This is a genomic window from Alcanivorax sp. IL2, assembly GCF_047495475.1.
Taxonomy (GTDB): Bacteria; Pseudomonadota; Gammaproteobacteria; order Pseudomonadales; family Alcanivoracaceae; genus Alcanivorax.
In genome coordinates this window covers 562,206-579,876 of sequence record NZ_CP179932.1, presented here as the reverse complement: position 1 = coordinate 579,876, position 17,671 = coordinate 562,206, and the positions used below count along the sequence as shown (strand labels likewise).

Here is a 17,671-nt window from a genome sequence, read left to right as displayed (position 1 = left end):
GATCGCTCCCACAAGGTCCATGCGGAAAATGGCATCAGCAATAAGGAATACCGGTGGCACGTCGTAACCAACACAGCCGCGAGGAACTGCAGGCGCTGGCCGTTCATGCGGTGCGCGAACTGGTGGCGGAACAGGGGCTGGCGAAACTCAGTGTGCGCAAGGTGGCAGAGCGCATCCGTTATACCCCGGGTATGCTGTATCACGTTTTCGCCAATCTTGATGACCTGATTCTGCATGCCAACGCGGCCACGTTGGATGCCCTGCTGGCGGATATGGAAACCGGCAAAACCGTCTCCCCGCAGCAGGCCCTGCACCACATGGCCAGCGCTTACCTGGATCTTGCCCGGGAGCAGACCGCCCTGTGGCAGATGGTCTTCATGCATCGCATGCAGAAGGCGGCGCCGGTACCGGACTGGTATCTGCAGCGCACCGCCCGGTTGTTTGCCCAGGTGGAGCAACAAGTGGCCCGACTGGCCGACGGCCAATCCGGCCCGGCGATTCACCTGGCTGCGCGGACGCTGTGGAGCAGCGTCCACGGTATTGCCGTACTGGCGGCGGAAAACAAACTGGATGTGGCCGGGGATGTGGATGAACAGGCCATGCTGGATTCATTGCTGGAGCATTATCTGAATAGCTGGCCGGGAAAGTAACAAGCGACAATGCGAATCACAGCTACTGGTAATTGTTAACACAACAGCCGCGCCCGGATTTTCAGCGCGCAACGATCAGTCTTCAGGCGGCTTGCCGTTTCTCCTGAAATAAGAATGAAAAGGCGACAAAATGAAAAAAGGGTTGTTCTCTCTGCTGGCGTCACGCCGCTTCGGGCCTTTCTTCTTTACCCAGTTTCTCGGAGCGTTCAACGACAACGTGTTTCGCCAGGCACTGATACTGTTGATTGCCTCCGGGGCGGTCACGGCCGTCAGCGTCAACACCCTTAATAACGTCGCTCTGGCCCTGTTTATCCTGCCCTTCTTCCTGTTCTCCGCGCTAGCGGGTCAGGTGGCGGATAAATACGACAAGGCGTCGCTGGTCCGCAAGATCAAGTTCGTGGAAGTCTGCATCATGTCCGCCGCCGCGGTGGGCTTCTTTTTCGACGCGGTGTATTTCCTGCTTGGCGTCCTGTTTTGTATGGGCCTGCAGTCCACCTTCTTCGGGCCCATCAAATACTCCATCATTCCCCAGCAGCTGGATGACAAGGAACTGGTATCCGGTAATGCGCTGGTGGAAATGGGCACCTTCCTGGCCATTCTGCTGGGTTCGATTTCCGGGGTGTTGTTGAAGATGGATGGCGTGGGTGATGGTGTGGTGGCGATCACGGTGGTGGGGCTGGCCCTGCTTGGCTACCTGGCCGCACGTGGCATTCCCTCGGCACCGGCGGCGGACTATGGCCTGAAAATAAACTGGAACCTGTGGAAGGAAACCTGGCATATCGTTGGCTATGCCCGGGAAGTGAAATCTGTCTGGATGTGCGTGCTGGGGATCTCCTGGTTCTGGTTTCTCGGCGCCGCCTATACCACCCAGCTCAAGGTCTACGTGGACGACTACCTGCTGGGTACCGACGGTCTCTACGCCGTGCTGCTTGGCACCTTTTCCATCGGCATCGGGCTGGGCTCTTTTCTCTGTGAAAAGCTGTCCGGCAAACGGGTAGAGCTGGGGCTGGTGCCGCTGGGTTCCATCGGCCTGAGCGTGTTCGGGGTGGATCTGTTCTTTTCCTATGCCGGGCTGCAAGGCAATGGCCAGGTAGATATCGCCGGCTTTCTGCAACAGGCCGGTGGCTACCGGGTACTGATGGACTTGCTTGGCATCGGTGTGTTTGGCGGCTTTTATATTGTGCCGCTGTTCGCCTTTATCCAGCACCGCAGCAATCCCAAGCACCTGTCGCGAATCATCGCCGCCAACAACATTCTCAATGCCCTGTTGATGGTGGGGTCGGCAGTGGCCGGCATCGTGCTGGTGGGTGTGCTGGAACTGACCGTGCCGCAGTTCTTCCTGGCGCTGGCGTTGGCCAATGTGCTGGTGGCCAGCTACATCTATACGGTGGTGCCGGAATTTCTCATTCGCCTGCTGGTGTGGATGCTGACCCACACCATGTACCGGGTGAAACACCATGGCATGGAGCATATTCCCGACGAAGGGCCCTGCATGCTGGTGTGCAACCATGTGAGCTATGTGGATGCCCTGCTTTTGGCCGGGGCCATCCGTCGTCCGGTGCGCTTTGTCATGTTCAAGCCCATCTATGACATGCCACTGCTCAACTATATTTTCCGTACCGGCAAGACCATCCCCATCGATTCCAAAATCCGCAATCCGGCGATTTATGAGCGTGCGTTCGTGCGCATCCGTGAGGAGCTGGAGGCAGGCGAAGTGGTGTGCATCTTCCCGGAAGGCAAGCTCACCGACGACGGCGAGGTGGCCGAATTTCGCGCCGGGATTGAAAAGATTGTCGCCGATTATCCAGTGCCGGTGATTCCCATGGCCCTGTCCGGTCTGTGGGGCAGTTTTTTCAGCCACAAGGGGGGCAAGGCCCTCACCCGGCTGCCGCGCCGCTTCTGGTCGCGGATCAAACTGGCGGTGGGGGACGCGGTGGCACCGGAACAGGTACGTGCGGATGACCTGCGCGAACGCGTCATGACTTTACGCGAACGGCCGTGAATCCATGGCGTTGCGTAAAACATACGGACAGTAACTTGCACTAAAATGAAAACCGAGCACACTCAATAATAAAGCGGTCTTTGTTTATTTCCGGCGATATCGGGAAACATCGGTAAGCCAGCAAGACCCGAAACCACAATAAGAACAGGAAACAACCGTGTCTGATTCCCCACTCTCGCCCGCCGCCCTGCGGGCGCGAATACAGCATTTGTTGTATCAGTTACCACCGGTGCAGCGTGCCGATGAACGCCTCCATCAGGTGGAACAGGATGTCCTGCAGGGGCTGAAACATCGCCTGGAAGGGTTGGAACCGCCCGGCAGTCTGGGGGGCGCGGCCGACAGTTTTCAGCAGTTGCTGGAAGTGTCCATGGAACAGAGCCAGGAGCAGGCTCGCGCCATGCTGATCAGCCAGGTTCTGGCCGGCACCACGGCCGACGAAGCCCGCTTGCTGGCCGCCCTGTCCGATGGCAGTGGGTTTCCCATGTTGACGCTGTTCACCGGTGGTCGCCTGTCCCGCGGGGAAGTGTTGCACCGACATTCCAACATTGGGCGGGCTGCCGGTATCCAATGTACGGATTTCATCGCCTTTTACCTTAGCCGTCTGTTTGCCCGTGGCCTGGTGGTGGCATCCGGGTTCAGTGAGGAGCGGCGCACGGATTACGAACTGCTGGAAGGCGACAGTGATTATCGCAAGGCGGAAGCGGCGCTGAAGGCGCACTCCCCGAAATTGAAAGTACGCCGTGAAACTCTCCACATCAGCCCGGTGGGCAGCAAGGTGTGGGCGTTGTTGAGCGAAGCCGCAGTGAGTGAGGAGTAGCCTGTGATTACCGATCCCAATCTGATTCTGGCGGACCTTCAGGCCAACTGGCTGCTCTATCTGGCCATGCCGTTTGTGGCCGCTGCCATTGGTTATTACACCAAGGTGGTGGCCATCAAAATGATGTTCAAACCACTGAAGTTTGTGGGCTGGCGACCCTTTCTGGGCTGGCAGGGTATCGTACCGCGCAAGGCCGCCACCATGGCGAGCGTGGCCTGCGATCTGATGATGGAGCGCTTACTCAAACCTGAAGATGTGTTCGATAAGTTGGACCCCCAGCGGGTGGCTGCCGAGATTCGCGATCCGCTGATTCGCGCGGTGGAAGACATTACCCGCGAGGTCGCTGCCGAGTACCAGCCAGGGCTATGGGAGTCCGCCCCGGAATCCGTGAAGAACCTGCTGATCCAGCGTATCCAGAATGAAGCGCCGCACATGGTCGAGCAGATCATGACGGATATCAAAAGCAACATTACCCGGGTGTTCGATCTCAAGGATCTGGTCACCAGCGCGCTGGTGCGCGACAAGGAACTGCTTAACCGGGTGTTTCTGGAAGCCGGTCATGTGGAATTCAAGTTCATTCGTAACTCCGGCATCTATTTCGGTTTTGCCATCGGTATTGTTCAGGCCATCGTCTGGGCGTTTACCCATAACATCTGGGTGATTCCGTTGTTTGGTCTGTTCACCGGCTGGTTTACCGACTGGCTGGCGTTGAAGATGATCTTCAACCCGAAACAGCCGGTGCGTTATCTGGGGCTGTTCGAATGGCAGGGCCTGTTCCTGCGCCGCCGCAAACAGGTGGCAGCGCGTTATGGGGAACTGGTGGCCACGGAGATCGTTACTCCGGCGGCGGTGATCGGCGCCATCCTGACTGGCCCCATGTCCGACCGGTTGTTCGGCCTGGTCCAGAAACAGGTGCAGCGCACCATGGATGAACAGGCCGGCCTGGCCAAGCCGCTGGTGGTGTTCGCCGTGGGCAGCACCCGGTATCAGGAAATGAAGCGCTCCGTGTCCGAGAAGGTGATGCAGCACCTGCCGGAAACGCTCACCCACATGGAAGCCTATGCCGAAGAAGCCATGGACCTGAAGAACCTCATGGTAGAAAAAATGCAGGAGCTTACCGAAGAGGAATTCGAGGGATTACTCAGGCCGGCCTTCCAGCAGGATGAATGGATTTTGATTACCGTGGGGGCGTTACTCGGCTTCCTTGTTGGTGAGCTGCAGGTGCATGCGATGATTCACTTTGCGGTGCCGGTGGGGTGAATCGCGAGTAACGAGGTACCAGTTGCGACAAGCCGGCACGTCAGGGTTTTCGCAACTGATCCCTCGCTCATCAGACTCTTGTTCCGCGCCCTGTCACGCTTTCCCCTTCTATCCGCAAGATCGCAAATGTAAGACATTGCCCACTATTCTTTCCCGGAATGCTCACTAAAATATTCCCCTTTCACATTGACTCTCTGGGGGAAAATCATGCTCAAGGACAAGCTCAAGGGTGTATTACCCTTGCCGGGATTGGTTGGCACGGTCATCGCTGTGCTGGTACTGGTGTTTGTGGCGAACAAATCCATCTTCTATGCCGAGCCTGGCTATGTGTATCACGTGCGCACCATCACCGGTCAGGAACAGGTGGTGTCCGATGTGGGTTACCAGTTCTTTTTCTTCGGTCGCTGGAATTCCTGGAAGCGCGCGCTGACCGTTCAGGCGGTAAAGGGCGGCACGGAAGATCTTGCCTATGTGGAAGTAGAAAGTTCTGAAACGTCAGCCGCACTGCCACCCCAGAACATCATGTTCCTTGATCAGGTTGACGCTGATGCACAGGCTACCGTGCGTTTTACCATCCCCACCGACAAGGACAGCTTCCTGCAACTGGCTCATGAATACCGCAACCCGGAAAACTTGCTGCGTACGGCACTGATTCCGGCTTTCAAGGAAACCTTGCAGGCCAATGCGTCGTTGATGAGCGCTGAAGAGTATTACTCCGGTGGTCGTACCGAGTTCAACACCGAGTTCGAAAACCAGATGATCAATGGCATCTATATTGTTCGTCGCGAAGAGATCAGCGAAAAACGGGTCAACGAAGTCAAAGGCAGCGCCAATGTCGCCTTGGGCACCCAACAGAAAGATTACGGCGACGACTCCAAAGTGGTGTTTGTGGTGCGAAAGATGCTCGATGATACCGGTATTCCGCGGCGCAAATCCCAGAGGTTTATCGATTACGGGGTTTCAGTAGTGGAAGCCCGTATCACCCAGATGGACCCGAACCAGCGTTTTGTAGAGCGTATGCAACTCAAGCAGAAAGCCTCAGCCGACCGTGCTATTGCCCGCGAGCAACGGGTGCAGGAAGAAGAGCAGCGGTTGCTGGCCATCGCCCGCGGTGAGCGGGAAGTGGCGGAGCGTCAGGCCAAGGCCAAGGTGGACCAGATCCAGCGCACCACGGAAGCGGAGACCGAGAAACAGCTGGCCATTACCGAAGCGCAGAAAAAACAGGAACAGGCGGAAATCGACAAACAGACCGCCCAGGTCAACCTGGAAAAAGCGCGCATCGAAGCGGAAACCCGTCGTACCCTGGCCGATGCAGAAGCCTACCAGAAGAAAGCGGTGCTGCAGGCGGATAACGCCCTGGCGCAGAAGCTGGATGCGGAAATCGAAATCCAGAAAATCTGGGCTGAAGCCTTCGCCCAGCGCAAGGTGCCGCAGTATGTCTTTGGCGGTGGTGACGGTAATACGCCTACCGGCTCGGATTCCGAAACCAAGGCCTTCATGCAGTTGCTGACCCTGGATGCGGCCAAGCGGCTCAACTATGACCGGGATGTGAAGAATTAAAGCAAACGCCTGCAGCAGTATCGAATACGCTGCAGGCGTTCCTCATCGGCACTCGGGTTCACACCTTGAGAGGTCGTTCATGCAGCGGCGTCACTTGCTCCTCTTTCCCCGAAGCCGCTACAGTACCCCTCATGCTGCAAATCACTCCCAACCTGTCCCTGGCGGAACAGGAAATCGACCTTCAGGCAATCCGCGCCCAGGGCAGCGGCGGCCAGAATGTGAACAAGGTCGCCTCCGCAATTCATCTGCGCTTCGATATTCGCGCCTCCTCCCTGCCGGAACGCTACAAGGAACGCCTGCTAGCCCTCAGTGATCAGCGCATCACCAGCGATGGCGTGGTGGTGATAAAAGCACAGCAGTTTCGCACTCAGGAAATGAACAAGGAAAATGCCCTGGCCCGCTTGGCCCAGTTGATCAAGAGCGTGACGGTGGAACAGAAAAGCCGTAAGGCCACCCGCCCCACCCTGGGCAGCAAGCGACGGCGCATGGACAGCAAAACCAAACGCGGCAGAACCAAATCCCTGCGCGGCAAGGTGGATCCGGGCTGAAAGCTGCGTCGCGGCTCAGCCCATTCTCATACCTGAAGTAGTTACCGGCATTGCAGCGTATGCTTGGCTTGCCGTTGTATTGACACAAACCGCCGCTCCCTTGGCGCTATCTGACCGCTCCCTTCACGCCCTCCTTTGTTAAGCTTGAATTCGCTGATTTCACCACGGAGCCGTATCCATGAAAGCGATCACCACATCAGGCTGGGGCCTGTCTGCCGAATTGGTCCTGAACACCATCTCTGCGCCCACCCGCCTGGGAGCCAATGATGTGCTGGTGCAGGTTCATGGGGCATCCGTGAACCCCAAGGACTGGAAGTTGAACTACCATGCGGCCGTGGCGTTTACCCCCCTGCTGGTTAACAAGCTGCCGCCCTTCTTCGGTGACGATCTGGCCGGCGTGATTATCGACAAGGGCAGCAAGGTGCGGGACTTCGAGATCGGCGATGCGGTTTACGGCATGGATATGCGCCCGCGCACCGCGTCTCTGGCGGAACTGACGCGCATCGACCAGAAGCGCATTGCCAAAAAGCCGCCGTCGCTAACGTTCCAGCAGGCAGCCTCCATGCCGTTGGCGGCACAGACGGCGTTACAGGGACTGCGTAAGGGCAAGGCGGAAGCCGGCAAAAGCGTATTGATCATCGGCGCTTCCGGGGGGGTCGGTACCTTTGCCGTTCAGATTGCCAAGGCAATGGGCTTGCACGTTACCGGGGTCTGTAGTGGCCGCAATGCTGACTTCGCTCGCGAACTGGGTGCCGACGAGATCATCGATTACACCCAGGGTGACTACCGGAACACCGCTGGTTCCTTCGATCTGGTCTTCGACGTGACCTCCTACGAATCCCCGCGCACCTGTGATGCCCTGATCGCTGAAGATGGCTGGTTCATCTCCACCGGCGGTGACACCCGCTCCATGCTGATCACACCGTTCTACCGGGTGTTCGGAAAGCACTGCGGCACCGTGGTGGTGGAATCCTGGACACGGGATCTGGACACCCTCTCGGAGCTGGTGGAAAGCGGCAAACTGCGCCCCATCATCGACAGCGTTTTTCCTCTGGCGCAGAGCCAGCAAGCCTATGATCGCAGCCGCACGGGTCGCTGTCGGGGCAAGGTGGTGATCGAAGTAATAGCTTGAGGATGCATCTACCGTAGGAGCTATGCTTGCATGGCGAACCCTTCCGCAAGCTTGTTCGCCATGCAAGCATAGCTCCTACAGTAATAGGTATTGGGGGCTGGTTACGCTAGCCCCGCCTTGGCCGCCCTCGCAGCGTGCAGTTTCTTGTAGCTTTCAATAAGACGCTGGTGCTTCTCCAGTCCTTCAAGCTGCATGTTGGTGGGGGTAAGGCCGTGGAAACGCACCGTGCCATTCACTGAGCCCACCACCGCTTCCATGGTGTCCTTACCAAACATACGCTGGAAGTTAACCAGATAATCATCCAGCTCCAGCTCGTCATCCAGAGTGATCTCCAGCACCGCGCGCAGGGCCTGGTAGAACAGCCCGCGCACTACCGTGTTGTCGTTGAACTGCAGGAACATATCCACCAGTTCCAGGGCTTCTTCATGGCGCTGTAGCGCCAGGTTGATCAGCAGCTTCAGCTCCAGCACGGTGAGCTGGCCCCACACGGTGTTCTCGTCGAACTCGATACCGATCAGGGTAATGATGTCGGTGTAATTGTCGATCTGGCTTTCTTCCAGGCGCTCAGTCAGCTGGCTGAGCTGGTCGTCGCTGAGGCGGTGCAGGTTGAGAATGTCTTCCCGGTAATCCAGGGCCATATTGGTGTTGTCCCAGATCAGGTCTTCCACCGGGTAGACCTCGGAAAAGTCCGGCACCAGAATCCGACAGGCCGGCGCACCCAGTTGATCGTACACCGCCACATAGGCCTCTTTTTCCAGATCGTCGAGAATGGCAAACAGTCGCGCAGCCTCTTCGTCATTGGTTCCGGAAAAATCCCACTCGCAGAAATCTTCATCCGCCGTGGCGCTGAAGAAGCGCCAGCTCACCACCCCGGTGGAATCAATAAAGTGCTCCACGAAGTTGTTGGGTTCGGTGACTTCCTGGCTGTTGAAGGTGGGCGGCGGCACATCGTTGAGGCCCTCGAAACTGCGGCCCTGCAGCAGCTCGGTGAGGCTGCGCTCCAGTGCCACTTCAAAACTCGGGTGGGCGCCGAAGGAGGCAAACACCCCGCCAGTGCGCGGGTTCATCAGCGTCACGCACATCACCGGGAACTGGCCGCCCAGGGAGGCATCCTTCACCAGCACCGGGAAGCCCTGTTCTTCCAGTGCCTGGATGCCTTCCACAATCGCCGGGTACTTGGCGAGCACGGCATCAGGAACATCAGGCAGGGTGATTTCTTCCTCGATGATGTGCTTCTTCACCGCCCGCTCGAAGATTTCCGACAGGCACTGCACCTGGGCTTCGGCCAGGGTGTTGCCCGCGCTCATGCCGTTACTGAGGAACAGGTTTTCGATCAGGTTGGAGGGGAAGTACACCGTCTCACCATCGGAGTGGCGCACAAAGGGCAGCGAGCAGATGCCCCGGTCCACCCGACCGGAGTTGGTATCAATCAGGTTGGAGCCACCCAGCTCCCCCTCCGGGTTGTAGATACCCAGGCAGTAGTCGTCCAGGATCTCTGTCGGCAGCGCATCGTTGGGGCCGGGCTTGAACCACTTCTCGTCGGGATAGTGGACGAAGTCGCTGTTGGCGATCTCCTCGCCGAAGAACTGGTCGTTGTAGAAGAAGTTGCAGTTGAGCCGCTCGATAAACTCGCCCAGCGCCGAGCACAGCGCCGCTTCCTTGGTGGCGCCCTTGCCGTTGGTAAAGCACATGGGCGAGGCCGCATCGCGGATATGCAGGGACCACACATGGGGGACGATATTGCGCCAGGAGGCGATCTCGATCTTCATCCCCAGTTCTTCGAGGATGGCGCTCATGTTGGCGATGGTCTGCTCCAGCGGCAGGTCCTTGCCCTCGATAAAGGTGCGATGCGCTTCATCCGGCGTCACCATCAGCAGCGCCTGGGCGTCCTCGTCCAGGTTGTCCACTTCCTCGATCTGGAATTCCGGCCCGGTCTGGATCACCTTCTTCACCGTGCAGCGGTCGATGGAGCGCAGAATCCCCTGGCGGTCCTTGTCGGAAATATCTTCCGGCAGTTCCACCTGAATGCGGAAAATCTGGTTATAGCGGTTCTCCGGGTCGACGATGTTGTTCTGCGACAGGCGGATATTGTCCGTAGGGATATCCCGCGCCTTGCAGTACACCTTCACGAAATAGGCCGCGCACATGGCCGACGACGCCAGGAAATAGTCAAACGGGCTGGGCGCCGAGCCATCACCCTTGTAGCGGATGGGCTGGTCGGTGATGACGGTGAAGTCGTCGAACTTGGCTTCCAGTCGAAGGTTATCGAGGAAGTTGACGTTGATTTCCATGGCGGGGCTACCGGAGTTAAGAAATGGTGAGCTAGGGGCGCCATTATCCAGCTTTTACCCCCTACCGTCTGTAGGGGCGACCTTCCAGGGTTGGAATCCGGGCCTCCCCCTACGGTGTTCAAACATTGATCTATGTCTACATCGCCTGATCTACCCCTTGCTAGCGTAACTATCCATCACAAACCGGAGACAGATCATGCGCATCGTATGGAGCCCCGACTACGAACTGGGAATATTGCTGATCGACCAGCAGCACCGTCGTATCGTCGACTACATCAATGATCTGGACCGGCTGGCCGGCCAGCCCGACGCCCAGATGGGCGTGGCCCGGGTCCTCTATGATCTGGTGGACTACACCGAATCCCATTTCAGCTTCGAGGAAGCACTCATGGAGCGGGCCGGTTATGAAGGCCTGGATGACCACCATCACCTGCATCGAAAGTTCACCTTCCACATCGAATCCCTGATGCGTCGCCATGAAGAAGGCGTCGACGTGGCAGAGCCGCTATTGCAGGTGCTGGAGAAGTGGCTGCTGCACCATATTCTTGAAGAGGATCGTGACTATACGGAACAGGTGCGGGACTTTATCGACAGTATTGGCCGTGAGCGATTGGGTGGCTGGGTGAATGATAATTTGCGCAAGCATTTCCGGGTGTCATAGTCGTCATGGCGCCTAGCGCGCTATTGGCGTGCTGATATCAGCGGCCATTGAGGCTGTGTTGTTGCGTTAAGCGGGGGGTTGCGCGGAGAATCAACCGAGGACACACACCAAGTGAGGGAGTCACGAGTGGCAGCGTCGCGCAGCGTAACCGTGTTTTATGACGAGGTAATGCTCGGCCATGATCCGCAAGTGGATTTGCCCTTTCTGCCCAGCCGGGTGGAAAAGCGGGTAAGGAATATTCTCGGTGGGCTGAATTTCAAATGGAACTACCCGGAACACCCCGGCCGGCTCTCCGCCATCATGGACCTGCTCAAGCAGGAGCCCATCCCCGGTGTACAGTTCCAGTCCGGTCCGCGCGCCACCTACGAACAACTGGGCCGTGTCCACACCACCACCTATCTGGACCACATCTTCTCCCTGGAAGGGCAGCGCGCCTGGCTGGACAGCGATACCACCGCCGTCTCGCCGGAGAGCATTCCGGCAGCCACCTCTGCGGCGGGCAATGCCATTGCTGCCGTGGAGAGCGTGGTGAGGGGCGAAACGAAAAGCGCCTTCGCCCTGGTGCGGCCCCCCGGCCATCATGCGGAACCGGTGCGGGCGCGGGGCTTCTGTCTGTTCAATAACGTGGCCGTGGCCGCCGCTCATGCCCAGGCGAAACTGGGTTGCCAGCGTATCCTGATCGTTGACTGGGACGTGCACCACGGTAACGGCACCCAGGACATCTTCTGGGCCGACCCGGATGTGCTGTTTTTCGACACCCACTGCGCCGCGCCGTTTTACCCGGGGTCCGGTAATTTGAATGAGGTGGGTGCCGGCCTGGGTGAAGGCTATACGGTCAACGTTCCTCTACCGGAATCTGCTGGCGACATCGCCATGGAAAAGGCCTTCCGCGATATTCTGATCCCCGCCGCTGACCGCTTTGAGCCCGACCTGGTGCTGGTCTCCGCCGGCACCGACCCCCACCACAACGACATGGCCTTCAATCTGAGCTACGACGGCTTCGCAGTACTCACCAGCATCGTCCAGGGCATTGCCGACAAACACTGCGATGGCCGCCTGGTACTGGTGCTGGAAGGCGGCTACAACCTGACCTCTCTCGCCCGGGGGGTGCATACCATGTTGACGGTGATGGCCGGCGGCGACGTGCCGGAACTGATGGAGTGCGGATTACGTGAGGTGCTGGAAGCGGCGGGGTTTCATCGGGATGCGTTTGAGGAGGAATAGGTGGTGTCTTCCATGCCCAAATAGAACCCGCCTCAAAGTGCGTTCAAGCAGCGACGCCACTTCAATACCCAATGGCTAAATATCATCAATGTTGACCGTATTCGCTGCGTTCCAACAGTGACATTTGTTCAGTGGGAGCGGTGGCTGCGTATCAGGCGACGGAGCCGAACACCTGAATGATATTGCCCAAACGCGCGGTAAACTTGTCGCCGCTGTTGAGCGGACCGACGCCAGCGGGGGTGCCGGTGAAGACCAGGTCGCCGGGTTCCAGGGTGAAGGTCTGGCTGATTTCGCTAAGCAGCTCGAAGGTGGGGAACAGCATCTGGCCGGTGTGACCGTGCTGGCGTACCTCGTCGTTGATTTCCAGGGTAACGTTGAGCTTCTGCTTCACGGAGATGCCGCGGGCATCGATGAAGCCGGAGACCGGGGCGGCGCCGTCGAAGGCTTTGGCTCGTTCCCAGGGGTGGCCTTTTCCCTTCAGGGTGTTCTGTACCTCACGCAGGGTCAGGTCCAGGCCGACAGCGTAACCGGCGATGCTGAAGCGGACGTTGTCCAGGTCCGCTTCTTTGTGAATGCGCTTGCCGATCAGCACCACCATTTCCACTTCGTGGTGTACCTCGCCCTGCCCTTTTGGCAGCTCGAGAGGTTCATGCAGGCTCACTAAAGCGGTGGCCGGCTTCATGAACAGGATGGGGGCGTCCGGCACGTCATTGCCCAGTTCCCTGGCATGGTCGGCGTAGTTGCGGCCCACACACACCACCTTGCCCACCGGGATGTCGATGGGAGCACCGTCGATCCAGCGATGTTGGTAGCCGTCCTGATCCACCGGGGTGTTCACTTCATCAAACATCGAACAGTTTCCCCGGGTTCATGATGTTGTTGGGATCGAAGACGTGCTTCACCGCTTTCATGCAGGCGATTTCTTCCGGGCTGCGGGAATATTCCAGGTAGGGTTTCTTGGTCATGCCCACGCCGTGTTCGGCAGAGATGGAGCCGTTGTACTTCTCGACGATCTCGAACACCCACTTGGAGACGTTGTTGCACTGGGCGAAGAAGTCTTCCTTGGCCAGGTCGGCGGGCTTGAGGATGTTCAGGTGCATGTTGCCGTCACCGATGTGGCCGAACCAGACGATCTCGAAATCCGGGTAGGCCTCCTGCACCACAGTGTCGATATCTTCCACGAAGTCAGGCACCTTGGAGACAGTGACCGAGATGTCGTTCTTGTAAGGGGTGTGCGGGGCGATGGATTCGGAGATGCGCTCACGCAGCTGCCACAGCTGATCCAGCTGCTGCAGGGACTGGCTCATGACGCCGTCCAGTACCCAGCCTTCTTCTACACACTTTTCAAAGATGGCCATGGCCTGATCGCCGGTGGCCTCTGACAGCTGTTCGAATTCCAGCAGGCAGTAGAACGGGCACTCGGTGTCGAAGGGTTTGGCAACGCCGTGTTCGAGTACATGGGCCATGGCCTTGTCGGAGAAGAACTCGAAGGCGGTCAGGTCGATGTCCTGCTGGAAGGCGTGCAGGATCTTCATCACTTCCCGGAAGCCGGGGGCGCCCAGTACCAGGGCGGTCAGGTCTTTCGGTTCGCGGGCCAGTTTTACCGTGGCTTCTACCACAAAGCCCAGGGTGCCCTCGGCGCCGATGAACAGATGACGGAAGTCGTAGCCGGTGGCGTTCTTGATCAGGCCCTTGTTCAGGTCCAGCAGTTCGCCCTTGCCGGTGACCACTTTCAGGCCGGTGATCCAGTCGCGGGTCATGCCATAGCGGATCACCTTGATGCCACCGGCATTGGTGCCGATGTTGCCGCCGATCTGGCTGGAGCCGGCAGAGGCGAAGTCCACCGGGTAGAACAGGCCCTTCTGTTCGGCGAATTCCTGCAACTGCTGGGTGATGACGCCGGGCTGCACGGTGACAGCGCGGTCGAATTCGTTGAATTCCAGGATCTTGTTCATGCGATCGAAGGCCACCACCAGCTCGCCGTTGGCGGCCACCGCCCCGGCGGACAGGCCGGTGCGGCCCCCGGAGGGCACCAGGTGCAGGCCATGGTCGTTGGCGATTTCCACGATCTGTTGCACCTCGTCGATGGTCTCCGGCAGCGCTACCGCGCTGGGGGCCGGGGCCCATACCTTGGTCCAGTCGACCCCGTAGCGCTGGGCGCTTTCCGGGTCGGTAAGGAGGCGATTGCCAAGCAAATCAGTCAGTTGCTCCAGCGCAGCATGGGCATGGGCGGTCATCAACAGGTCTCCTGCAGGGGTAAAACGCACGATGTTGAGGCGTTCTCACGGCAACTTGAGCAATCCGACGGCGCGGCTGCTCTCAATTTGAGCGGGCTATGTTAACATACGCGCCCATTTCACAGGCTACCGAGACTTCAATCATGGCCGATACTTCTCTTGAGAAGGACAAGATCCGCGTTCTCCTGCTCGAGGGCATCCACGAAAACGCCGTGGAGAACCTGAAAGCGCACGGCTATAGCAATGTGGAGCTGCTGCCCACCGCGCTGACCGGCAACGATCTGGCAGACAAGATCAAGGATGCCCATTTCGTCGGCATTCGCTCGCGCACCCAGCTCACCGAAGAGGTGTTCCAGGCGGCGGAGAAACTGATCGGTGTGGGTTGTTTCTGTATCGGTACCAACCAGGTGGATCTCAACGCCGCCCTGAAGCGTGGTATCCCGGTATTCAATGCCCCCTATTCCAACACCCGCTCGGTGGCCGAGCTGGTGATTGCCCACACCATCAACCTGATGCGTGGCATTCCCGAGAAGAACGCCTCTGCCCATCGCGGTGGCTGGCTGAAGTCTGCCAAGGACAGCTACGAGATCCGTGGCAAGACCCTGGGGATTGTGGGTTACGGCAACATTGGCGCCCAGGTGTCCGTGCTGGCCGAATCCATGGGCATGAAAGTGAAGTTCTACGACGTGATTCCCAAGTTGCCGCTGGGTAATGCCGAGCAGGTGAACAGCCTCACCGAGCTGCTGGGTCAGTCCGACGTGGTCAGCCTGCACGTGCCGGATACCGCCGCCACCCGCTGGATGATCAAGGAAGAACAGATTCGCGCCATCAAGCCCAAGGGTTACCTGATCAACTATGCCCGCGGCAAAGTGGTGGACATTGATGCCCTGGCCGGTGCCCTGCGTGATGGCCACCTGCTGGGTGCTGCCATCGACGTGTTCCCGGAAGAGCCCAAGGGTAACGACGACGAGTTCATCAGCCCGCTGCGTGAATTCGACAACGTGATCCTGACCCCGCATATCGGGGGCTCTACCCAGGAAGCCCAGGTGAACATTGGTACCGAAGTGTCCGAGAAGCTGATCCGCTACTCCGACAACGGCGCCACCCTGGGTGCGGTGAACTTCCCGGAAGTGGCCCTGCCGGCTCACCCGGACATGCACCGCCTGCTGCACATTCACAAGAACGTGCCCGGCGTGCTCACCCAGATCAACACCGTGTTCTCCGAGAACGGCATCAACATCTGCGGTCAGTACCTGCAGACCAACGAAGAGATCGGTTACGTGGTCATCGATGTGGACAAGGGCTACAGCCAGCTGGCGCTGGAGAAGCTGCGCACCATCGACGGCACCATCCGCACCCGGGTGTTGTTCTAGTCGACTCGCTGTTTCCGCAGGAGCGTTCGTTCGGGCGCTCCTGCGGAACTGTGAAACACTCGACAAAAAGCCGGTGGCGGGCTACCTTGCCTGCTCCGGCTTTTTTCGTATCTAACGTATGATAAGACGACTCAGGAAAGGATGCCTGTTGGTTGCAGGGCTGCTGGCATTGTCCGGCTGTGCCACAAACTCCCTGTTTGTGCCCTACCCCAATCAGGCCCAGCAATGGAAGGCCTCGCTGGCCACCGCTCCGGTGACCCCGGTGGCCACCCAGAAGCTGGAAAAGGCTGCCTCCGGCGGTGATGGCGTCCTGTATCTGCAGGAACTGGGTCGGGTCAGTCAGCTTACCGGCCAGCGTGAACAGAGCCGTGAGGCCTTTGCCGGTGCCATTCAGAAATACGACGAGGAAGACGCCAGCGCCCGTATCCAGGTATCGTCCCTGGCCTCCTCCACCACGTCCCTGGTCACCAACGACAATGCCCGCGGTTATGTGGCGCCGGACTACGAGCGCATCTTCACCCATGCCTATCAGGCCCTGAATTACTGGGACGCTAACGACCCCACTGGCACCGCCGTGGAATTGCGTGGCGCGGCCCTGGAGCAGCGGGTGGCCGCCGACAAGCGCGACAAGGAAATTGCCAAGGCCGAGGAAGCGGCAGAAGAAAACAACGTGGACCTGAGCCAGTTCGATGGCTATTTCCAGGGCATCAATGCGGTGGCCGGGGAGGTCAAAGCCAGCTTCCAGAATGCCTGGACCTTCTACCTGTCCGCCCTGTTCTGGGAAGCCCACGGCGAATACAACGATGCCCTGGTGGACTACAAGAAGGCCCTGGAGATCCACCCGGAGCTGGACATGCTCAAGGAAGATGTTGAGCGAGTGTCCAATGCCATGAAAGGCCGTCCTGCCGACGAGGGCATGGTGGCGGTGCTTTACGAGCAGGGCTTTGTGCAGGCCCGGGAAGAATTCAGCCTGCCCATTCCCACCGTCCACGGTATCTTTTCGGTGGCCTTCCCCACCTATTCCCTGACCAGCAAGCCGCGCCCCAACAGCCTGCGGGTGCTGGACAGTGCCAGCCAGCCACTGGGGGAAACCGTGGTGCTGGCGGATGTGGGGGCCCTGGCCGCCAAGGATCTGAAAGAGCGTTTGCCCGGCATGCTGGTTCGCCAGACCCTGCGCGCCACCGCCAAGTACAACCTGCAGAAAAAGGCCAATGACGATTTTGGCCCGCTGGGGGCCTTCGCCACCCAGCTGTACAACCTGGTCAGTGAGCAGGCGGACCGGCGCAGCTGGTTGACCCTGCCTGCCTACGCCCAGGCAACACGATTTTCACTGCCCCAGGGGGAACATACCCTTGTATTGAGCACCCCCGGGGGCAATGCTACGTTGACGGTACCGGTGGTAAACCGTGGCCTCACCGTGATTCATGTGGCGGCCGTTCCCGGCCAGCTGATTACCCGCGTGTTACCCGTTCAGGAGGGACCCTTATGACACTGTTACGCCCGATGCTGGCGCTGCTGCTGGCCGCGATGCTGGCGGCCTGTTCGGCCACCAATATGGGTCGCATGGAAGTGGATGAAGACGGCCAGACCATCACCAAGGTCTATTCCAGCAACAGCCTGCTGGCCAGCCGTATTTCCGTGCAGGATCTGAAGCAAAAGACCGTGGGCGACCTGCTCTACATACAGGCCACCCTGGAAAATGACTGGAAATTTGAACTGGATTTCCAATACAAGTTCAAATGGTTCGATAAGGATGGTTTCGAGCAGGCGCCGGAAGGCCAGCCCTGGCGGCAGGTGGTGATGGCGGGTCGTAGCCAGAACAGCGTCCAGGCCGTTGCCCCCAACCCGTCCGCGGTACGCTTTGAAATCTGGGTGCGCGAATAACGGTGCGCCTTTCTAAAGGGAACAAGGAGAAA

The 17,671-nt window shown here is 58.8% G+C and carries 15 protein-coding genes; 12 read left to right on the top strand and 3 right to left on the bottom strand.

All coding sequences use genetic code 11. The features are described 5' to 3' along the window. The first annotated feature begins 53 nt into the window (after positions 1–53). The 7 genes from ACMG4N_RS02705 (at position 54) to ACMG4N_RS02675 (ending at position 7,969) form a co-directional block, all read left to right on the top strand. Entirely contained in the window at positions 54–650 is a 597-nt protein-coding gene (locus ACMG4N_RS02705) for a TetR/AcrR family transcriptional regulator (RefSeq protein WP_297767636.1), read from the top strand. Positions 651–780: 130 nt separating this feature from the next. Continuing rightward, a complete protein-coding gene (locus ACMG4N_RS02700) occupies positions 781–2,652 on the top strand; it encodes an MFS transporter (protein WP_414432857.1) in 1,872 nt (623 codons plus the stop codon). 157 nt (positions 2,653–2,809) lie between these two features. Beyond that, complete coding sequence (locus tag ACMG4N_RS02695) at positions 2,810–3,469, top strand: hypothetical protein (protein ID WP_297767632.1); 660 nt, start codon at positions 2,810–2,812, stop codon at positions 3,467–3,469. Positions 3,470–3,535: 66 nt separating this feature from the next. Beyond that, on the top strand, positions 3,536–4,729 hold the full coding sequence (locus ACMG4N_RS02690; protein ID WP_289622860.1) for a DUF445 domain-containing protein: 1,194 nt from the start codon (positions 3,536–3,538) through the stop codon (positions 4,727–4,729). Positions 4,730–4,936: 207 nt separating this feature from the next. After that, positions 4,937–6,289, top strand: a complete 1,353-nt coding sequence (locus tag ACMG4N_RS02685) for an SPFH domain-containing protein (protein ID WP_052042499.1) — start codon at positions 4,937–4,939, stop codon at positions 6,287–6,289. Positions 6,290–6,420: 131 nt separating this feature from the next. Then, the gene (arfB, locus tag ACMG4N_RS02680; RefSeq protein WP_035245718.1) at positions 6,421–6,837 is read left to right on the top strand and encodes an alternative ribosome rescue aminoacyl-tRNA hydrolase ArfB; all 417 of its coding nucleotides are present in this window, start codon (positions 6,421–6,423) and stop codon (positions 6,835–6,837) included. 178 nt (positions 6,838–7,015) lie between these two features. Next, positions 7,016–7,969 carry an NAD(P)-dependent alcohol dehydrogenase gene (locus ACMG4N_RS02675; protein WP_414432856.1) on the top strand — a complete coding sequence of 318 codons (954 nt, stop codon included), beginning with the start codon at positions 7,016–7,018 and terminating at the stop codon, positions 7,967–7,969. Positions 7,970–8,070: 101 nt separating this feature from the next. Here ACMG4N_RS02675 and ACMG4N_RS02670 read toward each other — a convergent pair whose 3' ends face one another. Beyond that, on the bottom strand, positions 8,071–10,260 hold the full coding sequence (locus tag ACMG4N_RS02670) for an OsmC domain/YcaO domain-containing protein (RefSeq protein WP_414432855.1): 2,190 nt from the start codon (positions 10,258–10,260) through the stop codon (positions 8,071–8,073). A gap of 196 nt (positions 10,261–10,456) precedes the next feature. On the opposite strand from ACMG4N_RS02670, the gene ACMG4N_RS02665 reads away from it, so the two are divergent. Beyond that, positions 10,457–10,921 (top strand): bacteriohemerythrin, encoded by a 465-nt coding sequence (locus tag ACMG4N_RS02665; RefSeq protein WP_035245722.1) that lies wholly within the window; start codon positions 10,457–10,459, stop codon positions 10,919–10,921. Between the two features lie 126 nt (positions 10,922–11,047). After that, complete coding sequence (locus tag ACMG4N_RS02660; RefSeq protein WP_414432854.1) at positions 11,048–12,145, top strand: histone deacetylase; 1,098 nt, start codon at positions 11,048–11,050, stop codon at positions 12,143–12,145. Between the two features lie 151 nt (positions 12,146–12,296). On the opposite strand, the gene ACMG4N_RS02655 is transcribed toward ACMG4N_RS02660, so the two are convergent. Both ACMG4N_RS02655 and ACMG4N_RS02650 read right to left on the bottom strand, forming a co-directional pair. Then, positions 12,297–12,995, bottom strand: coding sequence for a fumarylacetoacetate hydrolase family protein (locus ACMG4N_RS02655; protein WP_414432853.1), 699 nt, complete (start codon positions 12,993–12,995; stop codon positions 12,297–12,299). Further along, positions 12,988–14,382, bottom strand: a complete 1,395-nt coding sequence (locus ACMG4N_RS02650; protein ID WP_035245726.1) for an FAD-binding oxidoreductase — start codon at positions 14,380–14,382, stop codon at positions 12,988–12,990. Before ACMG4N_RS02650 ends, ACMG4N_RS02655 begins: the two co-directional genes overlap by 8 nt. 143 nt (positions 14,383–14,525) lie before the next feature. Here ACMG4N_RS02650 and serA point away from each other — a divergent pair, with 143 nt between their 5' ends. The 3 genes from serA (at position 14,526) to ACMG4N_RS02635 (ending at position 17,639) form a co-directional block, all read left to right on the top strand. Next, positions 14,526–15,755, top strand: a complete 1,230-nt coding sequence (gene serA / locus ACMG4N_RS02645; RefSeq protein ID WP_414432852.1) for a phosphoglycerate dehydrogenase — start codon at positions 14,526–14,528, stop codon at positions 15,753–15,755. A 148-nt stretch (positions 15,756–15,903) separates the two neighbouring features. Then, the gene (locus ACMG4N_RS02640; RefSeq protein ID WP_414432851.1) at positions 15,904–17,244 is read left to right on the top strand and encodes a COG3014 family protein; all 1,341 of its coding nucleotides are present in this window, start codon (positions 15,904–15,906) and stop codon (positions 17,242–17,244) included. After that, the gene (locus ACMG4N_RS02635) at positions 17,241–17,639 is read left to right on the top strand and encodes a YcfL family protein (protein ID WP_035245734.1); all 399 of its coding nucleotides are present in this window, start codon (positions 17,241–17,243) and stop codon (positions 17,637–17,639) included. The genes ACMG4N_RS02640 and ACMG4N_RS02635 overlap by 4 nt, the downstream gene beginning before the upstream one ends. The last annotated feature ends 32 nt before the right edge of the window (positions 17,640–17,671 follow it).

What these genes read in the sequence shown, in the direction of transcription:
- ACMG4N_RS02700 (WP_414432857.1), top strand. Translation starts at nt 781, where the DNA reads ATGAAAAAAGGGTTGTTCTCTCTGCTGGCGTCACGCCGCTTCGGGCCT.
- ACMG4N_RS02690 (WP_289622860.1), top strand. Translation starts at nt 3,536, where the DNA reads ATGCCGTTTGTGGCCGCTGCCATTGGTTATTACACCAAGGTGGTGGCC.
- ACMG4N_RS02685 (WP_052042499.1), top strand. Translation starts at nt 4,937, where the DNA reads ATGCTCAAGGACAAGCTCAAGGGTGTATTACCCTTGCCGGGATTGGTT.
- arfB (WP_035245718.1), top strand. Translation starts at nt 6,421, where the DNA reads ATGCTGCAAATCACTCCCAACCTGTCCCTGGCGGAACAGGAAATCGAC.
- ACMG4N_RS02675 (WP_414432856.1), top strand. Translation starts at nt 7,016, where the DNA reads ATGAAAGCGATCACCACATCAGGCTGGGGCCTGTCTGCCGAATTGGTC.
- ACMG4N_RS02670 (WP_414432855.1), bottom strand. Translation starts at nt 10,260, where the DNA reads ATGGAAATCAACGTCAACTTCCTCGATAACCTTCGACTGGAAGCCAAG.
- ACMG4N_RS02665 (WP_035245722.1), top strand. Translation starts at nt 10,457, where the DNA reads ATGCGCATCGTATGGAGCCCCGACTACGAACTGGGAATATTGCTGATC.
- ACMG4N_RS02655 (WP_414432853.1), bottom strand. Translation starts at nt 12,995, where the DNA reads ATGTTTGATGAAGTGAACACCCCGGTGGATCAGGACGGCTACCAACAT.
- ACMG4N_RS02650 (WP_035245726.1), bottom strand. Translation starts at nt 14,382, where the DNA reads ATGACCGCCCATGCCCATGCTGCGCTGGAGCAACTGACTGATTTGCTT.
- serA (WP_414432852.1), top strand. Translation starts at nt 14,526, where the DNA reads ATGGCCGATACTTCTCTTGAGAAGGACAAGATCCGCGTTCTCCTGCTC.
- ACMG4N_RS02635 (WP_035245734.1), top strand. Translation starts at nt 17,241, where the DNA reads ATGACACTGTTACGCCCGATGCTGGCGCTGCTGCTGGCCGCGATGCTG.